17 protein-coding genes and 1 pseudogene are annotated in these 24235 nt (G+C 40.2%); 15 read left to right on the forward strand and 3 right to left on the reverse strand.

Features of this window, described 5'->3' with window-relative positions; all coding sequences use genetic code 11:
* Nucleotides 1-12: 12 nt before the first annotated feature.
* On the forward strand, nt 13-1266 hold the full coding sequence (locus tag QNH29_RS03090) for a Zn-dependent hydrolase (protein WP_283863401.1): 1254 nt from the start codon (nt 13-15) through the stop codon (nt 1264-1266).
* 2 nt (nt 1267-1268) lie between these two features.
* Nucleotides 1269-2444, forward strand: coding sequence for an amidohydrolase (locus QNH29_RS03095; RefSeq protein ID WP_283863402.1), 1176 nt, complete (start codon nt 1269-1271; stop codon nt 2442-2444).
* A gap of 147 nt (nt 2445-2591) precedes the next feature.
* Here the strand turns inward: QNH29_RS03095 and QNH29_RS03100 are convergent, their stop codons facing one another.
* Entirely contained in the window at nt 2592-3179 is a 588-nt protein-coding gene (locus QNH29_RS03100; RefSeq protein ID WP_283863403.1) for a YesL family protein, read from the reverse strand.
* Nucleotides 3180-3286: 107 nt separating this feature from the next.
* Here QNH29_RS03100 and QNH29_RS03105 point away from each other — a divergent pair, with 107 nt between their 5' ends.
* Together QNH29_RS03105 and QNH29_RS03110 are read left to right on the forward strand one after the other, a co-directional pair.
* A complete protein-coding gene (locus QNH29_RS03105) occupies nt 3287-3994 on the forward strand; it encodes an HAD family hydrolase (protein WP_283863404.1) in 708 nt (235 codons plus the stop codon).
* A gap of 123 nt (nt 3995-4117) precedes the next feature.
* Entirely contained in the window at nt 4118-5401 is a 1284-nt protein-coding gene (locus tag QNH29_RS03110) for a glycoside hydrolase family 27 protein (protein ID WP_283863405.1), read from the forward strand.
* Nucleotides 5402-5537: 136 nt separating this feature from the next.
* Here the strand turns inward: QNH29_RS03110 and QNH29_RS03115 are convergent.
* Nucleotides 5538-6897 (reverse strand): annotated as a pseudogene (locus QNH29_RS03115) (IS3 family transposase).
* Between the two features lie 112 nt (nt 6898-7009).
* Complete coding sequence (locus tag QNH29_RS03120) at nt 7010-8140, reverse strand: GntR family transcriptional regulator (RefSeq protein ID WP_283863406.1); 1131 nt, start codon at nt 8138-8140, stop codon at nt 7010-7012.
* A gap of 479 nt (nt 8141-8619) precedes the next feature.
* Between QNH29_RS03120 and QNH29_RS03125 the strand changes: the two genes are divergently transcribed.
* The 11 genes from QNH29_RS03125 (at nt 8620) to QNH29_RS03175 (ending at nt 24181) form a co-directional block, all read left to right on the forward strand.
* Nucleotides 8620-9936: an ABC transporter substrate-binding protein gene (locus QNH29_RS03125; RefSeq protein WP_283865521.1), complete on the forward strand. Its 1317-nt coding sequence runs from the start codon at nt 8620-8622 to the stop codon at nt 9934-9936.
* Between the two features lie 154 nt (nt 9937-10090).
* On the forward strand, nt 10091-10981 hold the full coding sequence (locus QNH29_RS03130) for a carbohydrate ABC transporter permease (protein ID WP_283863407.1): 891 nt from the start codon (nt 10091-10093) through the stop codon (nt 10979-10981).
* A gap of 85 nt (nt 10982-11066) precedes the next feature.
* Nucleotides 11067-11909, forward strand: coding sequence for a carbohydrate ABC transporter permease (locus QNH29_RS03135; RefSeq protein ID WP_283865522.1), 843 nt, complete (start codon nt 11067-11069; stop codon nt 11907-11909).
* Between the two features lie 289 nt (nt 11910-12198).
* Entirely contained in the window at nt 12199-13659 is a 1461-nt protein-coding gene (locus QNH29_RS03140) for an arabinan endo-1,5-alpha-L-arabinosidase (RefSeq protein ID WP_283863408.1), read from the forward strand.
* A 17-nt stretch (nt 13660-13676) separates the two neighbouring features.
* Nucleotides 13677-15956 carry a glycoside hydrolase family 127 protein gene (locus tag QNH29_RS03145; RefSeq protein ID WP_283863409.1) on the forward strand — a complete coding sequence of 760 codons (2280 nt, stop codon included), beginning with the start codon at nt 13677-13679 and terminating at the stop codon, nt 15954-15956.
* A 360-nt stretch (nt 15957-16316) separates the two neighbouring features.
* A complete protein-coding gene (gene araB / locus QNH29_RS03150; protein WP_283863410.1) occupies nt 16317-18011 on the forward strand; it encodes a ribulokinase in 1695 nt (564 codons plus the stop codon).
* Nucleotides 18005-18724 (forward strand): L-ribulose-5-phosphate 4-epimerase, encoded by a 720-nt coding sequence (gene araD / locus QNH29_RS03155; protein WP_283863411.1) that lies wholly within the window; start codon nt 18005-18007, stop codon nt 18722-18724. Before araB ends, araD begins: the two co-directional genes overlap by 7 nt.
* Before the next feature lie 75 nt (nt 18725-18799).
* The gene (araA, locus tag QNH29_RS03160) at nt 18800-20284 is read left to right on the forward strand and encodes an L-arabinose isomerase (protein ID WP_283863412.1); all 1485 of its coding nucleotides are present in this window, start codon (nt 18800-18802) and stop codon (nt 20282-20284) included.
* A gap of 73 nt (nt 20285-20357) precedes the next feature.
* Nucleotides 20358-22373 carry a transketolase gene (gene tkt / locus QNH29_RS03165; protein WP_283863413.1) on the forward strand — a complete coding sequence of 672 codons (2016 nt, stop codon included), beginning with the start codon at nt 20358-20360 and terminating at the stop codon, nt 22371-22373.
* A 27-nt stretch (nt 22374-22400) separates the two neighbouring features.
* A complete protein-coding gene (locus QNH29_RS03170) occupies nt 22401-23888 on the forward strand; it encodes an alpha-N-arabinofuranosidase (protein WP_283863414.1) in 1488 nt (495 codons plus the stop codon).
* A gap of 20 nt (nt 23889-23908) precedes the next feature.
* Nucleotides 23909-24181, forward strand: a complete 273-nt coding sequence (locus QNH29_RS03175; RefSeq protein WP_283863415.1) for a DUF6171 family protein — start codon at nt 23909-23911, stop codon at nt 24179-24181.
* Nucleotides 24182-24235 lie beyond the last annotated feature (54 nt).

Below are 24235 nucleotides of genomic sequence, written 5' to 3' on the forward strand. Positions count from 1 at the left end.
GGTTTGAAGTAGATGGAAACAAGAGTAGATATAAATCTTGACCTCGTGCAGGCTAGAATCGAAAGCCATATTGACACATTGAGTACCTTTACCGCAACACCGGGCAAAGGTACTACTCGGCTTACATATAGTCATGAGGATTTGCAGGCACGTGAGTATATAAAAGAGAAAATGAAAGGCTATGGTCTAATTGTTCGTGAAGATGGGTTTGGAAATATTTTTGGAAAGCTTGAGGGTACTTTAAAGGAGGGCCCAAGTGTTCTGATAGGCTCCCATTTTGATTCCGTTCCAAATGGCGGTTCTTATGATGGCCCTGCTGGAGTTGTGGCAGGACTAGAAGTAGCGGCGCTTTTTGCGGAGAACAAGTTAACACCGAAATATCCTTTAGAAGTGATTGCTCTTGTTGAAGAAGAAGGCTCTAGATTTGGCGGCGGACTGATGGGGTCGCGTGGAATCGTAGGGTTATTAGATGAGGAAGGTTTTAATAGTTTAAAAGATAAAGATGGAATCTATGCAGTCGAGGCCATGAAGAAAATTGGACTCGATCCTTCGCTTCCTAAAAAGAGAGATCCTAAAACCATGAAGGCATACTTGGAATTGCATATTGAACAAGGACCGATTCTTGAAGAAAAAGATATTTCAATTGGTGTGGTTGAAGCGATTGTTGGTTTGACTCAATTAGAAGTAACTGTAAAGGGACAGGCGGGGCACGCTGGTACCACTCCGATGGACCGCAGAGCTGATGCGTTGGTGACGGCAGCAAAGATAATCGCACAATTCCCAGAACTTGCAGAAGCGGAAGGAGAAGGAACTGTTGTCACCACGGGACAATTAAGTGTCTTTCCAAACGGGGCGAATGTCATTCCTGATAGGGCGGTGTTTACGGTGGACATCCGTTCAGGCAAGGAAGAGAATGTTTTGAATGTGATCCGAAAAGTGAAAGACTTAGCGGATTTTTATAGTAAGCAAGGTATTGAAGTATGTGTTGAGCAGCTTTTATATATACAACCAAAAGAGATGAACAAGGATATTGTCTCCTTGTTAAAGAGAAAGACCAGTGAGTTAGGTATTTCTAAATGTTCGATTAACAGCGGTGCAGGTCATGACGCGATGGTCTTTTCTGATTTTACCAATGTAGGTATGCTATTTATTCCGAGTAAAGATGGATTAAGTCACTGTCCAGAAGAATGGTCCGATTCAAAGCATATAGCAAATGCTGTTCATGTTCTATATGAAGCGGCGAAAAAGTTGACGGAGGCGGAATAAATATGATTCATGCAAAAATCAAAAAAGCGATTCAATCATATAGCGAGGAACTAAGAGAGTTACGGCGAAAGCTTCATAGTGAACCAGAAGTTTCCTGGGAGGAATTTAAGACGACTCAATTTGTCTGTGAGTATCTTGATGAATTAGGAATTTCCTACCGAAAAACGAAACCTACCGGTGTTATTGCAGAAATTAATGGTGGAAAGCCTGGTAAAACGGTTGCTTTGAGAGGTGATATGGACGCTTTGCAGGTAGAGGAACTTAACAAGGATCTACCGTATGCTTCAAAGGAAGTTGGAAAAATGCATGCGTGCGGCCATGATGCACACACATCGATGCTTTTGATTGCTGCTAAAGCCCTAAATGAAATAAAAGAAGAATTACCGGGTAATGTACGCTTGTTGTTCCAGCCGGCTGAAGAAGTAGCGGAGGGAGCGAAGGCATTAGTAGCACAGGGTGCAATGGAAGGTGTGGATAACGTTTTTGGTATCCACATCTGGTCGCAGATGCCTACTCATAAAGTATCGTGTACACCAGGGCCATCCTTTGCTTCTGCTGATTTATTTAAGGTTACATTTAAGGGGAGAGGCGGACACGGAGCCATGCCCCATGCGTGTATTGACGCTGCTGTCGTAGCTTCATCCTTCGTCATGAATGTACAAACCGTTGTATCTAGAACCATCGATGCGCAGCATCCAGCTGTTCTGACGATAGGAAAAATGGCCGTCGGTACAAGGTTCAATGTAATTGCAGAAAATGCTGTAATTGAAGGAACGGTACGCTGTTTCCACCCTGAAACGAGGGACCATATTGAAACCCAGCTTCAGCACTATGCTGAGCAAGTGGCTGCACTATACGGTGCAACGGCAAAGGTGGAATATATTCGTGGAACCAAAGCCGTCATTAACGATGAGTATAGTGCAAACTTAGTTCAAACCGTTGCTGCAGCAGCATTTGGGGAAGATGTGGTTTATAACGAAAAACCAACCATGGGCGGCGAAGACTTCAGTGAATACCTCGCCCACGCACCAGGCAGCTTCGCCCTAGTCGGCAGCGGAAATCCGGTAAAAGACACAGAATGGGCCCATCACCACGGCAAATTCAACATCGACGAAGACGCCCTCGCCACAGGCGCAGAACTCTACGCCCAATATGCCTGGGCATACTTAAATCAATAACGGTGCCAATAACGGTGCCAATAACGGTGCCTGTCACCGCTCGTGGACACTGTCCACCTCAGGCGGACAGTTGCATAAAGATAGTTGGTATAAAATTAAAATGGATTCCGCCGCAGGCGGTATCCATTTTGAACAGCTTTTCTAGGGTTATGTTTTTTGTAGTTGTTGGATTCTTTCGAATACGATGTTACATAGATGGTAGTTGGCATAAGCGTATACGCAGAAGATAAACATGAAGGTTATCTTCCAGGTGAATAGGATTAATATTGTTAAGATTAGTAGGACCATGAGTGACAGTGTTACTAGTATATATCTGACTGAAAAGAATAAGGAGTTTTTGATTGCAGTTGTCCAATTAACATTGTAATTTGCAATGGTTGAAAAAATAAAAGTGGTGATGAAAAGCATTACTAATCCTAGTAACGATAAAACAGGTAAGAGTACATACTGGAATGTAGTAAAGTTTTTCAATAGCATAAAATTAAGGAAAAACAATCCCCCAAAAATTATCCAGATAATCCCTAAAATGAAACTTTGTTTAAAGTTCTCTTTAAAGTATTGGAAAAAATTCCGAAAAACACTATAGTCTTTATGCAATACCCACTGGCGAATCACGCAATACATTGCCACGGTGGCGGGGAAAATCGTAATGACAGGCAGGCAAAATAATAGCCAAAGGAGATTTAATTGGAAAAAGGCTGTTACAAATTCAAGGATTTTGAATAATTGTTTCATGTTAGCTCTCCATATTTCGTTTTTTCTATAGTACTATTAAAATACCATACAACTTTTAAAAAAAGAAGTACAAGTTCATTGGTAAAATTGTCTTTTAGGAGGACAGAATGGCGATTAATGCAATTTTCTTTGACTTAGATGATACATTACATGACCACCTATATCCTTTTTCTAAAGCGTTTAAAGACTCATTTCCTGCTCTTTCTCAACAAATGGATGTAGAGTCATTGTATAAAAAATTTAGGGACTTCAGTGATTTGCTGTGGAAAAAATATAGTAATCAAGAGTTGACGTTAGAAGAACTGCGGATAGCTAGAATTGTAATGGCACTTGAATATTTTCAAAAGGGCATCACGAATGAACAAGCAAGTGAATTTCAAGCACAATATGAGTTGAATTTGGACCAACTTCAGTTATTTGCGGACGTTCCGGAATTAATAAATGCTTTAAAAGCCATGGGGAAACTTGTTGGTATCATTACAAATGGGCCGGTACAACATCAGTCTAATAAAATACACTCACTTGACCTGACAAGTTACGTTTCTAGAGATCATATCTTCATTTCTGATGAAGTGGGGGTGGCAAAACCAAACAAACAAATTTTTCATCATGTCGCAAAACAAGTCAACATGCTCCCAAGTGAAATGTTGTATATTGGGGACTCCTGGCCCAATGATGTCGTAGCACCAATGGAAGCGGGATGGAAGGCGATTTGGTATAACCACCGAAAAAGGCTGCCAGATACCCCTCATAAACCGTTAGAAGTAATTAATGATCTTTTATCAATTATCGATATAGTGGATAAAGAAAAATAATACTGGCCGAAAGGCAGCAAGTAAATTTGTACGAACAATTTAGAAAATGTTATTGTAAAACGCCGCGCGTGTTCCGTATGATTAGGACAAGAACCTAATAAAATTAAGAAAGGAACAACAAAAATGAAACATCACACTTTTGCGAAAACCCCCCCAATGGGATGGAATAGTTGGGATTGCTATGGAGCAACCGTCACAGAAGATGAAGTAAAAGGCAATGCTGACTATATGGCTGAATACCTTAAGGATTATGGCTGGGAATACGTTGTTGTTGATATTCAATGGTACGAAGCAGGAGCTGTTTCCTCGGCATATCGCCCATTTGTACCCCTAGAGATGGATGAATATTCAAGATTAATACCAGCAGTGAATCGCTTTCCTTCAGCAGCAAATGGACAAGGATTTAAACCATTAGCAGATTATGTACATAACCTTGGATTGAAGTTTGGTATCCACATCATGCGCGGAATCCCCCGGCAGGCGGTTCATAACAATACCCCTTTATTAGGTACGAATGTAAAGGCTAGAGATATTGCGCATCCAAATTCTATTTGTCCTTGGAATACCGATATGTATGGAATAGACGCCTCAAAAGAAGGTGCCCAAGAGTACTACAACTCCTTGTTTCAAATGTATGCGGAGTGGGGAGTAGACTTTGTTAAGGTGGATGACATAGCAGCTTCTAGACTTTATTATTTTCATAAAGCTGAAATCGGGCTCATTCGAAACGCAATTGACCAGTGCGGAAGAGACATGGTTCTGAGTCTGTCTCCAGGTCCTGCACCTATAGAATACACAAAAGAATTAAAGGGAAATGCAAATATGTGGAGAATGACGGACGACTTTTGGGATCACTGGAGTCTGTTATATGGCATGTTTGAAAGATGTGAGAAGTGGTACGAACATGTTGGACCCGGTCACTGGCCAGATTGTGATATGCTGCCGCTCGGCCATATCGGACTTCGGTCGGTTGATGGCTGCGGAGGGGACCGCTGGACTAGATTTACCAAAGATGAGCAGGTTACGATGATGACGTTGTGGGCCATTTTTCGTTCTCCGCTTATGTTTGGCGGGGAGCTCCGTGATAATGATGACTGGACGTTATCTTTGCTTACGAATAAAGAGGTGCTTGAGGTAAATCAAAGTAGTCACAATAATCGCCTCATCAAACAAAATGGTGACAAGATTGTTTGGGCTGCCAATAATAATCAAGGTCATACTTATCTTGCCTTGTTCAATGCAGGTGAGAATACGGCAACAATTAAAGTAGCGCTTGAACAACTGGGTCTTTCAGAAGCACATCAAGCTAGAGATTTGTGGAAACATGAAGAATTAGGCTTGGTAACAGAAGGAATTGAACAAACATTAGCTCCTCACTCTTCGATTTTGCTTAAGTTGTATTCATAAAATTGTGATTGTCACATAATTAACAGTCAGACATGATGGCGATCTTCACCCTATCATGAAATGCCTCAACATCTAAAAAGGAAACAAAAAAACACACAAATTGAAGTGACCCCGTAAAGTTAGACAGGTTATTTCGTTAGGCAGCTTGTTGGGCCTGAACTCGGTACTGTACTGGGCTCAGGCCTTTTAATTTTGCCTTAATTCGTTTGTGATTGTAGTAATCTATATATTTTTCTAGTTCTTGTTTGAAATGGTCTACACTTTCAAATTCTTTTAGATACAGAAATTCTGATTTCAAAATCCCGAAGAAATTTTCTATAACGGCGTTGTCGTAACAGTTTCCTTTACGGGACATACTTTGCGTAATACCTCGCTCGTTTAGGGAATGTTGGTATTTTTTCATCTGGTAGTGCCAACCTTGATCTGAATGAATAAGTAGTTTATTGCCGTCGGTTAACCGTTCACAGGCTTGATATAACATCGTTGAGACAAGTGAATAGGTCGGTCTTGATCCAATTGTATATGTAATAATTTCTCCATTATATAGGTCCAATATCGGGGATAAATATAGCTTCTCTCCAAATAATTTAAACTCTGTAATGTCTGTAACCCATTTCTCATTTGGTTCTTCAGCTTTGAAGTTGCGATTTAAAATATTTGGTGCAATTTTACCTACTTTACCTTTATAAGAGCGATATTTTTTCATTCTGACGAGACATTTTAGACCTAGTTCTTTCATGTACGCTGTACTTTTTTGTGATTTACTTTGTGTCCACGATTTCTAAGTTCATCACGAATACGGCGGTAGCCAAAACGGCCTTCATGTTCGTCATAAATGGATTGAATCAATCCCTTCAGCTCTGCATCTGTATCAGGACGCCCCATGTTTTTCACCCAATAATAATACGTACTACGGGGGATATCTGCGAGTTGTAAAAGTGCTTTCACCGGAAATTCATGCCTTAATTCAAAGACTACTTGCGCTTTGTCTTTTTTGGTGATTTTTCCTTGTTTTGAACTAAGGCATTCAACTTTTTTAAATATGCATTCTCCATACGTAAACGTTCTAATTCCATTTGGAGTGCTTCCGTTGACCCTTCCGCTGGTACTTGTTTATTGGATGTTTTTTGATTCTCATTTTACATAAATGGACGTCCCTCTTTCTTTATTTGTAGGGCATCCAATCCTTCTGATTCATAAGCGATTTTCCATTTTAAAAGTGTTGAAGGTGATGGAATATTAAAGATCGCTGCTGTTTCCCTGATAGACGTCCCTTGCTCGTTCATATAATTGAGTACGTCTAGTTTATACTGTTGAGGATAGGATGTATACCGTTTTTCAAAGGCATCTTCACCAAAAAGATTATATTGTTTGATCCACTGAAGGAGTACACTATGATCTACACCGATTGAACGAGCAATTGTTTTCACTCCATCATTACCATTTAGATATTCTTTTACTGATTGTATTTTTTGCTCTGTCGAAAATTTCGCCATTAAAAAATGCACCTCGAATTGTTAGAGTGTGTCTAACAATTCGGGTGCACTTCAAATTTAAAGTGTGTTTTTTTTGTTCAAGTCCTTAACAAAAAAGAAAGTTCGATCACTTTTATTCCGGATTTATCATTAAATCTGCGCTTTTTACAGGTGCAGTAGAATTTCTTACTACCAACTCCGGTTCATAAATAACAGACTGGGTAGTATAGTCCTTTCCTTCTACCGCTGCAACAATGCGCTTCGCTGCCTCAATCCCCATTTCCGTTTTTGGATGGGCGACTGATGTTAGTTTCACTTCAAAAGCCTCTGCTAAAAACGAGTCATCATAACCAACAACTGAAACATCGTCTGGAACACTTACCTGATAATTACGCAATACATCTAGAACCATTAAAGCTAATTGGTCATTGTAACAAACAATTGCCGTCGGCTTATCATCAGATGTATAAAATTTGGCCAATTGATCCTTCACTTTTTCGTTCATATCCTCAGTTGAGTAGGAGATAACCATGTCTGGAAAGATGGTAATCCCGTGTTCCCGGAATGCGCGGATGAAGCCTTGCATACGATTAACCCCTTGAAGATCATCCGTTTTAAATAACCCGATAATCTTGCGATGACCAAGCTTAATTAGATGTTCAGTAGCAATATAGCCTCCATGTTCATCATTAACGACAATATGTGGAGGGGCCAATTGAGGATAAAACTGGTTAATCATTAAATATGGAATGTTATTTTGCTCCAGCTCCAAGTAGTAATGGATGTTAGGATTATAAACACTACTTTTTGTCGGTTCAACGATAAGTCCATCGATATTTCTGTTTAACATAGATTGCAAGCATTGTTTTTCTTTTTCGATGTCGTTATCGGTGCATGCAAATGTTAACGAATAACCTTGGGCCGTAAGGTAAGATTCAATTCCTCTAATGATAGAAGGGAAAATATAGTCGGAAATATAGGTTGTGATTACTCCGATATTTTTGCCATTCGATTGAAGTGGCAGAGCAGGATGCTCAGCTTCTTCTGTTTTGAACGAACAAAAGGTTCCGGCTCCTTGTTCCCGATAAAGCCAACCCTCATGTACCAAATCTCCGACGGCCTGCCGAACAGTATGCCTGCTGACACCAAACATTTTAACAAGTTCATTTTCTGAGTATATTTTTTCACCAGGCTTTACCTTACCGCTGGTGATCCATTCCGTTATCTGTTCTTTCACCATATTGTACTTTGTTTTTTGTGCCATTGTATCACTACTTTCTATATTACGTATTCGTATAAAATATCCGGACTATAGAATAAAAGGAATTACTATGTTTTTATTATACAACATTTATTATACCTTAAAAAACACGTACGTACATAAATAAAAAAATATTAAAACATCATTGACATGTACGAACAGGTATATTAGTATTTTAACTGTAGGGAATACGCTTTCATATTTTTACTAGAAACAAGATAAACGTAATTACAATGCCTTTAGTTAAGTGAAAAAGGTTGCGGCGGAAATATTCAGGAGGGATTGTTATGTAGTCGCCTAACATGTACGTACAATAGGAAAACCTATTAAAACGGATTAACTATTATTTTATATCATTTTATTAAATTCTGGTTGCGTTTGCAAAAATTTTCACGAAATTGTTTTACTATTAAAATAGTTTTGGAGGGATTACCTTGTCGAAATCAACAAAAAAGCTAGGTTCATTGATTCTACTTACTATTATGATTATCGGTTCCATCCTTGCGGGTTGCTCGAATAGCTCAGAGTCATCAGGAAAAACAAAAGATGGAAAATCAGCTATTACATTTATGTTTAGAGGGCAGCCCCAAGAATTGAAAGCTTATGAAGCAACTGTAAAACGCTTTGAAGAATCACATCCAGATGTGAAGGTTACATTAGTTCAAGTTGCTCCAGATCAATATGATACAAAGTTAAAAGCGGCGATTGCTGGTAAGAAAATTCCTGATGTTTTCTTCTATAACCCTGCGCAGGTAAAAGCGTATGTAAACTCTGGTGTATTAAAAGATATTACTGAGCAAGTAGAAGGATCAGAAAACGTAAAAATCGACGATATTTGGGAAAAGGGTATTGCTAAGTATCGCTTTGATGGCGAAACTCTTGGACAAGGTGCAATTTATGGCTTACCAAAAGATTTAGGACCATTCGCGTTAGGTTACAATAAAACAATGTTTGAAGAGGCAGGAATTCCACTTCCTGACAAGGATAAGCCTTATACATTAGATGAATTCATTGATGTAGCACAAAAATTAACAAAAGATACGAATGGTGATGGAAAAAGTGATCAATTTGGTGCTGGATTTAACATTCAATGGGCATTGCAGCCAATTGTTTGGAGTAATGGGGCAGACTGGATTGATGAAACAGGAACAAAAGTAACAATTGATACTCCTGAATTTGCTGAAGCAGTACAATGGTTTGCTGATCAACAAAATAAATACAAAATAACCCCTTCTATTGCAGAAGCACAAACACTTGATACGTACCAAAGATGGATGAAAGGCGAATTAGCATTCTTCCCAGTTGGTCCTTGGGATATGGCAACATATGCAGAACAATTAAAGTTTGAATATGATTTAATTCCATGGCCAGCTGGAAAAACAGGTAAACCTGCTGCGTGGATTGGATCTCTAGGTATTGGTGTAGGAGCTACAACGAAGAATGCGGAAGCAGCAGCTGAGTTAGCATTATACCTATCAGCTGACCAAGAAGGTAACCAAGCGTTAGTAGATGCTCAAGTTCAATTACCAAACAGCGTGACTGTTGCTGAAAAATGGGCAGCGGACACATCAATTAAGCCTGAAAACAAGCAAGAATTCTTAGATATTATCAATGATTACGGGCGTGGATTCCCAGCGGAAAAAACTTACACAGCTGAATGGTATGATGAATTCTTCAAAAACATCCAGCCAGTTCTTGATGGTAAGATGACAGCTGAAGAGTATGTGAAAGAAGCACAGCCTAAGATGCAAAAATTACTAGACGCAGCAATCGAACAAGAAAAACAAGCGAAGAAATAAGCAACAAACTGAACTTTGACACAGTGTAAATGGTGCTAGTTTTCTTAAAAATTACTAGCACCATTTATTCCTTTTATCTAAATTTTTTGGTGAAAAAGAAATTTAGAAAAAGGGAAATGTGTCATAATTATAGCTTTTGAAAGGATGAGGGAAGATGAAAGCGACATCCAAACTGTATCGTACAGAGCAAAGATATGCCTATTTATTTATTGCAGCACCTGTCCTAGGATTCCTCATATTCGCCATGGTTCCGCTTCTGTATTCCATTTATGGCGCTTTTACAAACTGGGATGGCCTAGGATCTATGAACTTTATTGGGTTGGAGAATTTCAAAAATGTTTTCCAAGACGAGTACTTCTATAAATCTATGTTTAACACGATTTATATGATGCTTGGTATTCCAATCGGTATTGTTTTAGCGCTATTACTTGCATTAGCTTTAAATCGCGGGATCCCTGGAACCAACACATTTAGGGTTCTCTATTATATTCCGGTTATCTCTTCTATCGCTGCAATCTCCATTCTATGGCAGTGGGCTTATAATGGGGATTATGGATTAGTCAATCAGTTTTTAGATGTCTTCGGGATCGAAGGACCAAACTGGCTGCAAAATACTTCTACAGTAAAACCGGCTTTGATTATTATGGCAGTATGGAAGGGATTAGGTTATACCATGCTTCTATACTTAGCTGCGCTTCAAAGTGTACCTAAATCATTTTATGAAGCAGCAAAACTGGATGGAGCTAACGCTTTCCAAGCATTCTGGCATATTACTCTCCCGATGGTAAAACCTGTTACCTTCTTTATCATCGTAACCAATATTATTGGCGGAGCTCAAATTTTCACTGAAATCAACGTAATGACTCCAACAGGCGGTCCTGAATATAGTTCTGCTTCCGTGGTGTTTTATATTTGGCAAAAAGCATTTGGTAACTTCCAATTAGGTTATGCATCTGCAATGGCCTTAGTATTAGGACTTTTCATCTTCATTATTACTTTAATCCAATTTAAGATAAACGAGAAAAATTCCTTCGAACTGGATTAATAACCGTAAAGTAAGAGAGTGATAGAGAGGAGCGTATAAAATGGAAGTTGCAGTGGCAAATAAAAAGTCAGTTAAAGCAGAACCTATGTCTGAAAAGAAGAAAAATAAAATTACCGATGCCGTTGTTTTTGTTTTCCTAAGCATTGGGGCGATCTTCATGGTAGCACCTTTGTTATGGATGTTCTCGACTTCGATTAAGTCAAGGGAGGATGTTTTTGCCTTACCTCCGGTGTGGATTCCAGACACGATTTCATTTGCTAAGTATTCTGAAATCTGGTCAATGGGGCCGCTTCTTTCAGGTATTAGCAATAGCTTAATCGTAGCTGTATCGGTAACAGTGATTGGTACATTCACCTCAAGTTTAGCGGCATTTGCTTTCTCAAAACTGCATTTCAAAGGGAAAAATAACATCTTCATCATGTTATTTGCATCGGTTATGATTCCTTATCCAGTGCTAATGATTCCGCAGTTCATCATGTTTTCTTCCGTAGGATGGGTTGATACACTGCTGCCATTGATTATCCCTGGATTTTTCGGAAACATTTTCATGATTTTCTTTTTACGTCAATACTTAACTAGTATTCCTACCTCAATCATTGAAGCTGCAAAGATTGATGGATGTTCTTATTTCCAAATTTTTTATAAAATCATCTTCCCGTTAATTAAGCCTGCGGTAGCAGCACAGTTAATTCTATGGTTTATGGGGATTTGGAATGATTACTTAGGACCAATCCTATATTTGAACTCGCCAGAGAAGCAGACACTTCAATTAGTAATTGCAAACTTTAACGCATCTTATGCAATCCAAAGTGATTATCCACTAATCATGGCTGCATCTGTGGTTGCGTTATTGCCGATGTTGATTGTTTTCATTGTCTTCCAAAAACAAATCATCGAATCTATTGCAATCTCAGGGGTAAAAGGTTAAACCTTCTCATTTAGAAATAATGAAAAAGCACTTATCAGAGTTAGTAGATGATAAGTGCTTTTTGTTTAAGGCTGTGTTAAATGGGTCTGTTGATTTGCGCTCCAGGCACTTCGCTTTCCGCGGGCGGTCCGGGGAGCCTCCTCGGCGCTTTAGCGCCTGTGGGGTCTCCCCTGCCCCGTCCTCCCGCAGGAGTCTTCGTGCCTTCCGCACAAATCAACAGAGTGCCAATATCTAAGTTAGCTTTAACACAGCCGTGTTAAAAAATACTCACATACCATGGAGTTTATCAATGAAACTTAAAACATATTTTGCTGGAATTGTTATTTTAATGGTTTTGTTTGTAACTGCGTTGCTTGTTATATCTTTTGCTATGCCTAAAACGGGTAATTTGTCCGGAATTACGCTACCAGCTGCTCCTGCTGATAAACAGGTGCAAAATGTTAACAGTGATATCGTGCATAAGGAAAAAGTTTGGACCACCAATTTTACACATGATGCTTCGATTATTAAAGCGGATGGCTGGTATTATGCGTTTTCCACTGACTATATGGCAGGCGGCCCGCCAAAACCCGGAATACAAATTAGAAAGTCGAAAGATTTAATTCATTGGGAGTTTGTGGGCCGTGTGTTTGAACAAGTAACTTCAGAAGCTTGGGAATGGACGAAAGGCACAACTTTCTGGGCTCCAGATGTGGTGGAGATGAACGGGAAGTATTATTTGTATTATTCCGTTTCGTCAGTTGGAAAAAGGAACTCTTATATCGGTGTGGCAGTAAGTGACTCGATCGAGGGTCCCTGGAAAGACGAAGGTGTCGTATTTAAAACGCAAGAGGGTGATAATCACACGGTAAATGCCATTGATCCCGATATCGTGATAGATGAACAAGGACAGGCTTGGATGGTATATGGCTCCTATTTTGGCGGGATTTTTATCACAAAGGTCGATTCTCAAACTGGTAAGTTAGTGAATCCAGATGATGAAGGTACATTAATTGCACAACGGAGAAATATGAATTATGGCATAGAAGGCCCAGAGATAATGTTTAATCCTGAGACAGGTTATTATTATCTGACAGTTTCTTATGAGTGGCTGGAAGATACGTATAATGTTCGTACGGCTCGTTCCAAAAATATCACAGGGCCATATGTAGACTATAATGGCAGCGACATGATTGATAATACGGATGAATCTTTTAATACAGGCAATAAGCTAGTCGGAGCTTATAAGTTTGAAAATAGTGAAGGCTGGATGGGCACGGGGCATAATGCCTTATTTGAAGAGGATGGGGAATATTATCTCACCCATAATGCCAGACCCGGTGAAGATGTCTATTGGTCTCATTTACATGTCAGAAAAATGGTATGGACAGATGATGGCTGGCCAGTGGTTTCACCGGAAAGATACGCAGGTGAAGCAGAACAAGAAATAAACGAAAAAAATATTATTGGCGAATGGGAACAGATCCTTCTTCCTAGATATGATGATAGTTTACAAGTTTCCCGGCCGATACAGTTGAAATCTAGAGGGAAAATCGAAGGTGACGATAAAAGTCATTGGGAATTGACAGGGGATAACACAATAGAACTTGCCATTTATGACCCTGGCGCAGCTCCAGATGATTACTGGAAATATACGTTGAAAGTCATTCCTGCTTGGGATTGGGAAAATTGGAATGGTACCCTTGTTTTCACTGGTATGGACCAAGAAGGAACCGTTTTATGGGGTAAAAAAAAGGTTGAGAATAAATAATATTGGAGTGAAATCAAATGGTATCCACCAAGCTGGAAAATGGAAATAGGGCACTAAAAGAATTTGATTTAAGTTCTGTCCGTATTACAGGCGGTCCGTTAAAGCATGCAATGGAGTTAAATAAAGAATATCTTTTAAAATTAGAGCCTGATAGACTGCTTGCTAGATTTAGAGAGTACGCAGGGCTGCAGCCGAAGGCGGCAAACTATGAAGGCTGGGAATCACAAGGTATTTCTGGGCATACATTAGGGCATTATCTGTCGGCAACTGCCATGATGGCCGCGGCAACAGACGATGAGCGATTTCATCAAAGAGTAAATTATATTGTAGATGAACTCGATATTTGCCAGGAAGCACATGGAACAGGATATATTTCTGGTATTCCGCGCGGTAAAGAAATTTTTGAAGAAGTAAAAGCAGGAGATATCCGCTCACAAGGCTTTGATTTAAATGGAGGATGGGTGCCTCTCTATTCTATTCATAAATTATTCGCTGGTCTGCGTGATGCCTTCAAATATACTTCTAACAAAAGAGCGTTGCAGGTTGAAACAAAGCTTGGCTTATGGCTCAACGATGTGTTTGAAAACCTAAACGACGAGCAAATACAGGAAGTCTTGAAGTGTGAATATGGCGGAATGTCAGAAGTGTTGGCAGACCTTGCGGAAGATACAGGTGATGAGCGCTTTTGGAAGTTATCACAACTCTTTCATCACAAGGAACTATTAGATTCGCTGGGTGATGAAAAGGATGTGCTGGCGGGAAGGCATGCCAATACCCAAATACCAAAGATCATTGGGACGGCACGGCAATATGAAATTTCCAATAATGAATCCTGCCGCCGTATTTCAGAATTTTTCTGGAAACAGGTTGTTCACCATCATTCCTATGTCATTGGCGGCAACAGCATGAATGAGCATTTTGGAGAACCAGACAAATTATCTGACCGGCTTGGGGCGAATACTTGTGAAACATGTAACTCCTATAACATGTTAAAACTCACTAGACACCTCATCCAGTGGAATGCACTTGCAGAACAAGGGGATTTCTATGAGAGGGTTTTATACAATCATATTTTAGCATCCCAGCACCCGCAAGAAGGCACGGTTACTTATTTTGTTTCCCTGGATATGGGCGGCCATAAGGTTTACAATTCTCAGTTTAATGATTTTACTTGTTGTGTTGGTACAGGAATGGAGAATCATTCAAGTTATGGCAATGGAATCTATTTTTATAACGACCATTCTCTCGTGGTGAACCAATACATTCCGTCTAAACTGAATTGGAGAGACAAAGGAATTGTTCTTCATCAAATAACTGCCTATCCTGATAAAGGCACGATCAAATTGTTAATTGAGTCTTCTGATGCAAAGCAGTTCTCCCTATCTGTACGCTGCCCATATTGGGCTGAAAAAGGGATGAGTGTAAAAATAAATGGCGAGACGTACAACCACAACGCCACGCCTTCCAGTTTTATCACCATGGACCGTGTTTGGGAAAACGGGGATACCATTGAATTAGAAATACCAATGACAGTAAGAGTAGAAACGATGAATGACAACCCAAACCGTATTGCATTTATGAACGGTCCGCTAGTTCTTGCTGGTGATTTAGGGCCGATACAACAGGATGAATCTTCCAGAGAACTATTATATACACCAGTATTAGTCACAAACAAATCAACTGTTCTTAAAAATATCGAGCCGGTATCAGAAAATACTCATCAATTTGAGATGAATAAGCTGGGATATCCTCGTGATGTTAGATTGATCCCGTTCTATCAAATGCACGATCGAAGTACCTCTGTTTATTGGGATGTTTTTACGGAAAAAGAATGGAAAGAAGCAGAACTTTCCTATAAAGCCTCCGTCGAAAAAGAACGTGAACTTCAGCTGCGGACGGTTGATTTTGTTCAGCCGGGAGAAATGCAGCCAGAGCGTGATCATGAATTTGAAGGGGAACACGTGGGATATGGTGTCCAGTCCAATCGGAAATATCGAGACACATGGCCAAGCGGGCATTTTTCCTTTACGTTAAAAGTTCAATCATGTCAGCAGAACCACCTTGTTGTCATGTATACAAAAGAAATTGAGACAATGAAATCCTTTGATATCACTGTTGATGGAGTTAAATTGGAAAATGGTCAAGTGGAACTTGTTGAGTTGAACACGTTTGTACAAGTAAAATATGAAATTCCAAATCACGTTACTGTAGATAAGGGAAAAGTAAAGGTAACTTTCCGTGCGTATGAAGGCCGAAAAGTACCTAAAGTGTTTGCGATAAGAGTGGTAAAAGAATAAAAAATACAAGTAAAAGAGTAGGAAAACCAACTTGTTTTTCCTACTCTTTTAACTTGTATGCAAAAAGTTTTTAAATATAGAGTAAAATACCTTGAAAAAATATGGATAGGTGGTACAATCAAGTTAACAGTTATACGTACAAGTGAGTAAAAGTAAACACAACAACCCTAACTTGTTGGACAAAATGAAACGTTATTTGTCGAATAATCGTATTTCTTGTACGGATGACATATTTTCATATTAATTAGCGTTTAATTTAAACCTGAGTGTGCTTTGGCGGAGTTACTCGCCATTCTATTAAACTCAGCAAAAATTTTATTGATTATGTAAACGTATTCTTTCTAAAGGCAGGGTGAGAAAATGGCTAAATATGCAATTGGTGTCGATTATGGTACACAGTCAGGGAGAGCCGTTTTAGTTGAGATTGGAACTGGTAAAGAGGTTGCGACTGCTGTAAAACCATACACACATGGAGTAATGGATGAGTTTTTACCAGATGGGAAGACCAAATTAGAGCATGATTGGGCTTTACAGCATCCTACAGATTATTTAGAAGTTTTGCAGATTACCATTTCAGAAGTATTAGATAAGGCACAAGTTTCTCCGGATGATGTCATCGGATTAGGAATTGACTTTACGGCTTGTACGGTCCTACCGGTTGATCAGACTGGGACTCCACTTTGCTGGAAACCTGAATATAGTAAAAATCCACACAGCTATGTAAAACTTTGGAAGCACCATGCAGCACAAGACAAAGCAAACCGTTTAAATGAAATTGCCGAACAACGCGGCGAAAAGTTTTTACAACGTTACGGCGGAAAAATTTCTTCTGAGTGGATGATTCCGAAGGTATGGCAAATTCTTGATGAAGCACCTGAAATTTATGAAGCAGCTGATCAAATTTTAGAAGCAACGGATTGGGTTATCTCTCAATTGACTGGTCAAGTAAAGCGCAACAGCTGTACTGCTGGTTATAAGGCAATGTGGCATAAGCAGGACGGCTACCCATCAAAAGAATTTTTTAAAGCGCTTGATTCTCGTTTAGAAAATGTGGTCGAAGATAAATTATCTACGGATATCGTTCCAATTGGCTCTAAAGCTGGAGAAATCACAGCTGAAGGTGCAAAGTTAACCAGTTTGAACCCGGGAACTGCCGTTGCAGTTGCAAATGTGGATGCACATGTTGCTGTCCCAGCAGTTGGGATTACAGAACCTGGCAAACTATTAATGATCATGGGAACATCTACATGTCATATTTTACTAGGTGAAGAGGAAAAGATTGTTCCGGGAATGTGCGGTGTGGTTGAAGATGGAGTCATTCCTGGATATATGGGATATGAAGCTGGGCAATCTTGCGTAGGTGACCATTTTGAATGGTTTACTGAAAACTGTGTTCCCGCCAGCTACTATGACCAAGCAAAAGAAAAAGGCGTTAATATACACCAGTTACTAACGGAAAAAGCAAATAAGTTAAACGTTGGTGAAAGCGGTCTCCTTGCCCTTGATTGGTGGAATGGTAATCGTTCAACACTGGTAGACGCGGACCTTACGGGAGTACTGCTAGGACAAACATTACTAACAAAACCAGAGGAAATTTATCGTGCGCTGATTGAAGCTACCGCTTACGGTACCCGAATGATCGTCGAAACATTCCGTGATAATGGTGTTCCAGTGAATGAAGTGTATGCTGCGGGAGGAATTGCTGAGAAAAACGCAATGATGATGCAGATTTATGCAGACGTATTAAACATGAGTATTAAGATTTCTGCTTCTTCTCAAACACCGGCTCTTGGTTCTGCTATGTTTGGTGCTGTTGCGGCAGGTAAAGAACGCGGCGGTTATGACAGTATTACAGAAGCAGCAAAGGATATGGGCAGAGTTAAAGATTATGTATATCAGCCAAAGGCTGAAAATAAGGTTGTCTATGACCAGCTGTATACGGAATATGCACGTTTATACGATTATTTCGGACGCGGAGAAAATAACGTGATGAAAACATTGAAAAAAATCAAAAGTGCAAACTCCTTAGAAAGAACGGAGGAGACAGTATGCTAGAGAGACTAAAAAAAGAAGTTTTGGAAGCTAATTTACAGCTTCCAAAACATAACTTAGTTACTTTTACGTGGGGAAATGTAAGTGGGATTGATCGTGAACAGAACCTTGTGGTCATCAAACCAAGCGGTGTACCTTATGATGAGCTAACGATTGAGGATTTGGTAGTAGTAGATTTGGAAGGCCGAATTGTCGAGGGTAATCTTCGCCCTTCGTCTGATACTCCAACACACCTTGCACTCTATCGCGCTTTTCCAACGATTGGCGGAGTGGTACATACTCATTCGCCATGGGCAACGAGCTGGGCGCAGGCAGGACGTCCCATTCCTGCACTTGGAACTACCCATGCAGATTACTATTATGGCGAGATTCCTTGTACACGTGAGATGACTCAAGAGGAAATTGATCGTGGTTATGAACTTGAAACAGGAAATGTCATTATTGAAACGTTTGAAAAGGAAGGATTAGATCCTGCGGCTATGCCAGGAGTTCTAGTGTTTAATCATGCACCGTTCTGTTGGGGAAAAAACGCCAATGAGGCAGTACACAACGCCGTGGTGCTTGAAGAAGTAGCCAAAATGGCCCTGCATAGCTACCAGTTAAATCCTAGCGTAAATCCAATTCAACAATTCTTGTTAGATAAGCATTACCTGCGAAAGCATGGAAAGAACGCCTACTATGGTCAAACAAAACAAACATCAGAGCAAACGAATTAATGGATGTAAAAAAATAACTTGTGCGCATAAGCGTTTGAATTTTGCAAAATATCAACTACTTTAGGGGGATTTACCTTGTTAACAACAAAAGCCTATGAATTTTGGTTTGTAACTGGAAGTCAATTACTTTACGGAGAAGACGTTCTGAAAGCAGTAGAGGAAAATTCAAAAACGATTGTAAGCGGACTAGATCATGATCCAGCTGTTCCATATAAATTAGTTTTTAAATCAGTTGTGAAGGATTCCGACGCGATTCGCCGCTTAATTCTAGAAGCGAATGCAGATGAAAATTGCGCAGGGATCATAACTTGGATGCATACATTCTCACCATCAAAAATGTGGATTGCAGGGCTAACAGCACTTCAAAAACCATATCTTCATCTTGCAACACAATTTAACCGCGATATCCCATGGAATTCCATTGACATGGATTTCATGAATCTTAACCAAGCTGCACACGGAGATCGTGAACACGGATTTATCGCAAGCCGCTTAAAGGTTAAGCGTAAGGTTGTGGTAGGACATTGGGAAAACACAGAAGTTAGAGAACGTGTTGGCAGCTGGATGAGAACGGCAGTTGCCTTTGCTGAGAGTAAAAACCTGAAAGTGGCTAGATTTGGTGATAATATGCGCCAAGTAGCGGTTACAGAAGGTGACAAAGTAGAAGCGCAAATCAAATTTGGCTGGACAGTCGATGGGTACGGTGTAGGGGATCTCGTTCAACGTATGAATGATGTAAGTGAACAAGAACTTGATCAATTGGTGAAAGAATATGAAGAGCAATATGATATTACTCCAGAAGGTCTTACAGACGGACCAGTAAGAGATAGCATTCGTTATCAAGCAAGAATCGAACTTGGAATGAAATCATTCTTGACGGAAGGCGGATATACAGCATTTACAACTACTTTCGAAGATTTACATGGCATGCGTCAGCTTCCTGGTTTAGCTGTACAACGTTTAATGGAACAAGGCTATGGCTTCGCGGGTGAAGGTGACTGGAAAACCTCAGCGCTCGTTCGTTTAATGAAAATCATTGCTGGCAATGAAGGTACTTCTTTTATGGAAGATTACACTTATCATTTTGAACCAGGAAATGAAATGGTTCTTGGTGCACATATGCTTGAAGTTTGTCCAACAATCTCAGCTATTCGTCCTAAAATTGAGGTTCACCCGTTAGGAATTGGCGGCAAGGAAGATCCTGCAAGAATCGTATTTGATGGCAGAGGCGGTTCTGCATTAAATGCTTCGATTGTCGACCTTGGACATCGTTTCCGTCTGCTTGTAAATGAAGTAGATGCCCTGCAGCCAGAACAGGATATGCCGAAACTTCCTGTTGCCCGTGTGCTTTGGAAGTGTCAGCCATCTCTGAATCAAGCTGTTGAAAACTGGATCGAAGCAGGCGGAGCTCACCACACTGGTTTCTCTTATATAGTAACAACTGAACAGTTAAGAGACTTTGCAGAATTGGCTGGAATTGAAATGGTAGTCATTAATAACGATACAAAAACAGAATCATTTATTAACGAATTACGCTGGAACGACGTTATCTATCGTTAATTTTTAACCTTGGGGCTATTACAAACTAATAGCCTCAAGGCTATTAGACTTTGTATTTTTAGGAGGAAATTTCTTGGATAAGACCGTTGATAAGTTACAGGTTGAGCAGTTAGCAGTTAATACGATACGTACTTTAGCGATTGATGCAATTGAAAAAGCAAAATCAGGTCATCCGGGCATGCCGATGGGAATGGCGCCTGCTGGACATGTACTTTGGTCCAAAGTGATGAACCATAATCCATCTAATCCTGTGTGGTTTAACCGTGATCGCTTCGTATTATCCGCAGGACATGGATCGATGTTGCTATATAGCTTACTTCATTTAAGCGGATACGAAGTTTCACTTGATGATCTAAAGCAGTTTAGACAATGGGGAAGTAAAACACCTGGGCATCCTGAATTTGGTCACACTCCTGGGGTAGATGCGACAACTGGACCGCTTGGTCAAGGGATTGCGATGGCTGTCGGCATGGCAATGGCAGAGGCTCATTTATCAGCAGTATATAACCGAGAAAACTTCCCGTTGATTAATCATTATACATATGCAATTTGCGGGGATGGAGATTTAATGGAAGGTGTTTCTGCAGAGGCAGCTTCTCTTGCGGGCCACTTGCAATTAGGGAAACTTATTGCAATTTATGATTCCAATAATATTACCCTTGATGGGGAAGCAAATCTATCATTCTCTGAAAATGTCGGTCAGCGTTTTGAAGCGTATGGCTGGCAGGTACTTCGAGTAGAAGAAGAAAACAACCTTGCAGCCATAGAAGCTGCGCTGCTTGAGGCAAAGAAGGATCTTTCAAAACCAACTTTAATTGAAATCAAAACAACACTTGGCTATGGCAGTCCGAATAAAGGTGGAAAAGGCGGCCATGGAGGAACTCATGGATCACCGCTGGGTGCTGAAGAAGTAAAACTGACAAAAGAATTTTACGGGGTACCGCAAGAAGACTTCTATATTCCTGAAGAGGTTAAAGAATTATGGCAGGAAGTAAAAAACAATGGTATTCAAACAAACCAGCAGTGGGATCAATTGCTCGTTGAATACAAACGAGAGTATCCGGAATTAGGAGATCGTCTTGAAAAAGAAATCAAGGGTGAGCTGCCTGTTGATTGGGCAAATGACGTGCCGGTATATGAAAAAGGTGCTTCTATTTCAACTCGGGTGGCTTCAGGGCAAGTATTAAATGCACTGGCGAAAAAAGTTCCTAACTTAATTGGCGGCTCTGCTGACTTAGAATCCTCAACAATGACGCACATGAAAGACCTAGGCCGTTTCTCACCAGCTGATTATGCTGGCCGAAATATTTACTATGGTGTTCGTGAGTTCGCGATGGGCGCAATCGTAAATGGTATGGCGCTTCATGGCGGAGTAAAACCATTTGGATCAACTTTCTTTGTATTTTCTGATTACCTGCGTCCGGCGATTCGATTATCGGCTCTCATGAACCTACCGGTAACGTACGTTTTCACACATGACAGTATATTTGTCGGTGAGGACGGTCCGACTCATGAACCGATTGAACAGCTGGCAGCATTGCGCGGAATTCCAAATGTCACTGTTTTACGACCTGCAGATGCGAATGAAACGGCAGCGGCTTGGAAATTTGCAATTCAAAATCAAAATGGCCCAGTAGCATTGGTGCTGACAAGACAAAACCTTACTGTGAACATTGAAGCTGAAAGTGCTAATGAAGAAGTTAGTAAAGGGGCATACATTGTTGCCAACTCTGAGCAAGAGGTTCCAACTGTCCAGCTTATTGCTACAGGTTCTGAATTAACGTTAGCTCTTCAAGTAAAAGAAGGCTTAGAAAAAGAAGGAGTTAGCGGCAGAGTGGTCAGCATGCCATCTTGGGAGTTATTTGATCAGCAGTCAAAAGAATATCAAGATTACATTTTGCCTTCTGAAATTAAACTAAATGTTGCAATTGAGTTAGGTTCACCTCAAGGCTGGGCACAATATGTCGGCAGAGATGGACTAGTCATAGGAATATCTACTTTTGGAGCTTCAGCACCAGGAGACAGAATTGCAAAAGAATATGGATTTACTGCAGAAAGCATTATTAAGAGAATCAAAGAGAAGTTTTAACTTTATTACTGACTGGAGGAATACTCTATGAAAAATAATGTCATTGTCAATGCCGATATTACTAAGGGTAAAATTAATAAAAATATATATGGTCATTTTGCCGAGCATTTAGGCAGATGTATTTATGAAGGAATATGGGTAGGCGAAGATTCATCGATCCCAAATACAAAGGGTATCCGCAATGATGTATTAGCAGCATTAAAGAATATTAAAGTGCCGGTTCTTCGCTGGCCGGGCGGCTGTTTTGCTGATGAGTACCACTGGAAGGATGGCGTCGGCCCTAGAGAAAACCGTAAGCGTATGGTGAATACGCACTGGGGCGGTGTTGTGGAGAACAACCACTTCGGAACACACGAATTCATGCTGTTGTGTGAATTATTAGATTGTGAGCCGTATATTTGCGGAAACGTTGGAAGCGGTACGGTGCAAGAAATGTCTGAATGGGTTGAATATATGACATTTGAAGGTGAATCGCCAATGGCAAACTGGCGCCGGGAAAATGGCCACGATGAGCCTTGGAAATTAAAATACTTTGGTGTAGGGAACGAGAACTGGGGCTGCGGCGGTAATATGCGTCCGGAATATTATGCAGACCTTTATCGCCGCTATCAAACGTATGTACGTAACTATGGCGGCAATAAAATCTATAAAATTGCCGGCGGAGCAAATGTGGATGACTATAACTGGACTGAAGTGTTAATGAAGAACGCTCACTGGTTAATGGACGGTTTAAGTCTTCATTATTACACAATTCCAGGAGATTTCTGGCTTGGCAAAGGATCTGCAATTGACTTCCCTGAAGACGAGTGGTTCATCACGATGAAGAAAGCACTTCATATGGATGAGTTAATTACAAAACACAGCACGATTATGGATAAATATGATCCAGATAAGCGAATTGGCATGATTATTGATGAGTGGGGAACATGGTTTGATGTTGAGCCTGGAACCAATCCAGGATTCTTATATCAGCAAAACACCATCCGTGATGCACTAGTAGCTGGGTTACATTTTAATATTTTCCACAACCATGCTGACCGTGTTCAAATGACGAATATTGCTCAAACCGTCAATGTTTTGCAAGCGATGATCTTAACAGAAGGCGAGAAGATGATTCTTACGCCAACCTACCATGTATTTGATATGTACAAAGTTCACCAAGATGCTGAACTGCTTGCAGTTGATTCTACATTTGGAAGTTATGAATATAACGGAGAAACGTTACCACAGGTAACTGTATCTGCTTCGAAAAATGCTGAGGGTATCGTTCACATCAGCTTATGTAATATTGACCATCAGAACGAAGCAGTCTTAGACTTAGACCTCCGCGGAGTAATTGGTGTGGATACTAACGTTACAGGAACCATCATTACATCTGACTCTATGAATGCACATAACACGTTTGAGCAGCCAGAGGTTGTAAAACCTGCTACGTTCACAGGAGTCACGGTTGAAAATAATAAATTAGCAATTAAACTTCCAGCAATGTCTGTTGTGACATTAGCGGTTAAATAAAATACGAGGAGGAACTGGCAGTGAGTAAGCAAAATCTATGTAAAGGCTGCGTTGAAAGTGTGATGGTAACAGAGGAAGTCATCCAGGAGCTTGTTAAGGAAACGGAAGAAGATTTATCTGTTATTGTATCGGACGAACTCTACTCAGAACGATTAAAGATTTGTGAAAGCTGCCCTTCTCTTCAATATGGCACCACTTGTGCTCATAGTGGATGTATTGTCCGCTATCGTGCCAAGTTTAAGAACAAAAGCTGTCCATTTGCAGGAAAGCCAAAATGGGAAAAGGTTGGTTAAATACGAATAGTTTTATAGAAATGAAGCCTAAGCTTTTGACAAACTTATCAGATA

It is taken from the genome of Neobacillus sp. DY30 (genome assembly GCF_030123065.1).
In the GTDB taxonomy this organism is placed as follows: domain Bacteria; phylum Bacillota; class Bacilli; order Bacillales; family Cytobacillaceae; genus Neobacillus.

Coding starts and splice junctions, on each gene's coding strand:
- QNH29_RS03100 (WP_283863403.1), bottom strand. CDS start 3,179: ATGAAACAATTATTCAAAATCCTTGAATTTGTAACAGCCTTTTTCCAA.
- QNH29_RS03110 (WP_283863405.1), top strand. CDS start 4,118: ATGAAACATCACACTTTTGCGAAAACCCCCCCAATGGGATGGAATAGT.
- araB (WP_283863410.1), top strand. CDS start 16,317: ATGGCTAAATATGCAATTGGTGTCGATTATGGTACACAGTCAGGGAGA.
- araD (WP_283863411.1), top strand. CDS start 18,005: ATGCTAGAGAGACTAAAAAAAGAAGTTTTGGAAGCTAATTTACAGCTT.
- QNH29_RS03130 (WP_283863407.1), top strand. CDS start 10,091: ATGAAAGCGACATCCAAACTGTATCGTACAGAGCAAAGATATGCCTAT.
- QNH29_RS03105 (WP_283863404.1), top strand. CDS start 3,287: ATGGCGATTAATGCAATTTTCTTTGACTTAGATGATACATTACATGAC.
- QNH29_RS03135 (WP_283865522.1), top strand. CDS start 11,067: ATGTCTGAAAAGAAGAAAAATAAAATTACCGATGCCGTTGTTTTTGTT.
- QNH29_RS03140 (WP_283863408.1), top strand. CDS start 12,199: ATGAAACTTAAAACATATTTTGCTGGAATTGTTATTTTAATGGTTTTG.
- QNH29_RS03125 (WP_283865521.1), top strand. CDS start 8,620: ATGATTATCGGTTCCATCCTTGCGGGTTGCTCGAATAGCTCAGAGTCA.
- QNH29_RS03120 (WP_283863406.1), bottom strand. CDS start 8,140: ATGGCACAAAAAACAAAGTACAATATGGTGAAAGAACAGATAACGGAA.
- QNH29_RS03095 (WP_283863402.1), top strand. CDS start 1,269: ATGATTCATGCAAAAATCAAAAAAGCGATTCAATCATATAGCGAGGAA.
- QNH29_RS03145 (WP_283863409.1), top strand. CDS start 13,677: ATGGTATCCACCAAGCTGGAAAATGGAAATAGGGCACTAAAAGAATTT.
- QNH29_RS03090 (WP_283863401.1), top strand. CDS start 13: ATGGAAACAAGAGTAGATATAAATCTTGACCTCGTGCAGGCTAGAATC.
- QNH29_RS03170 (WP_283863414.1), top strand. CDS start 22,401: ATGAAAAATAATGTCATTGTCAATGCCGATATTACTAAGGGTAAAATT.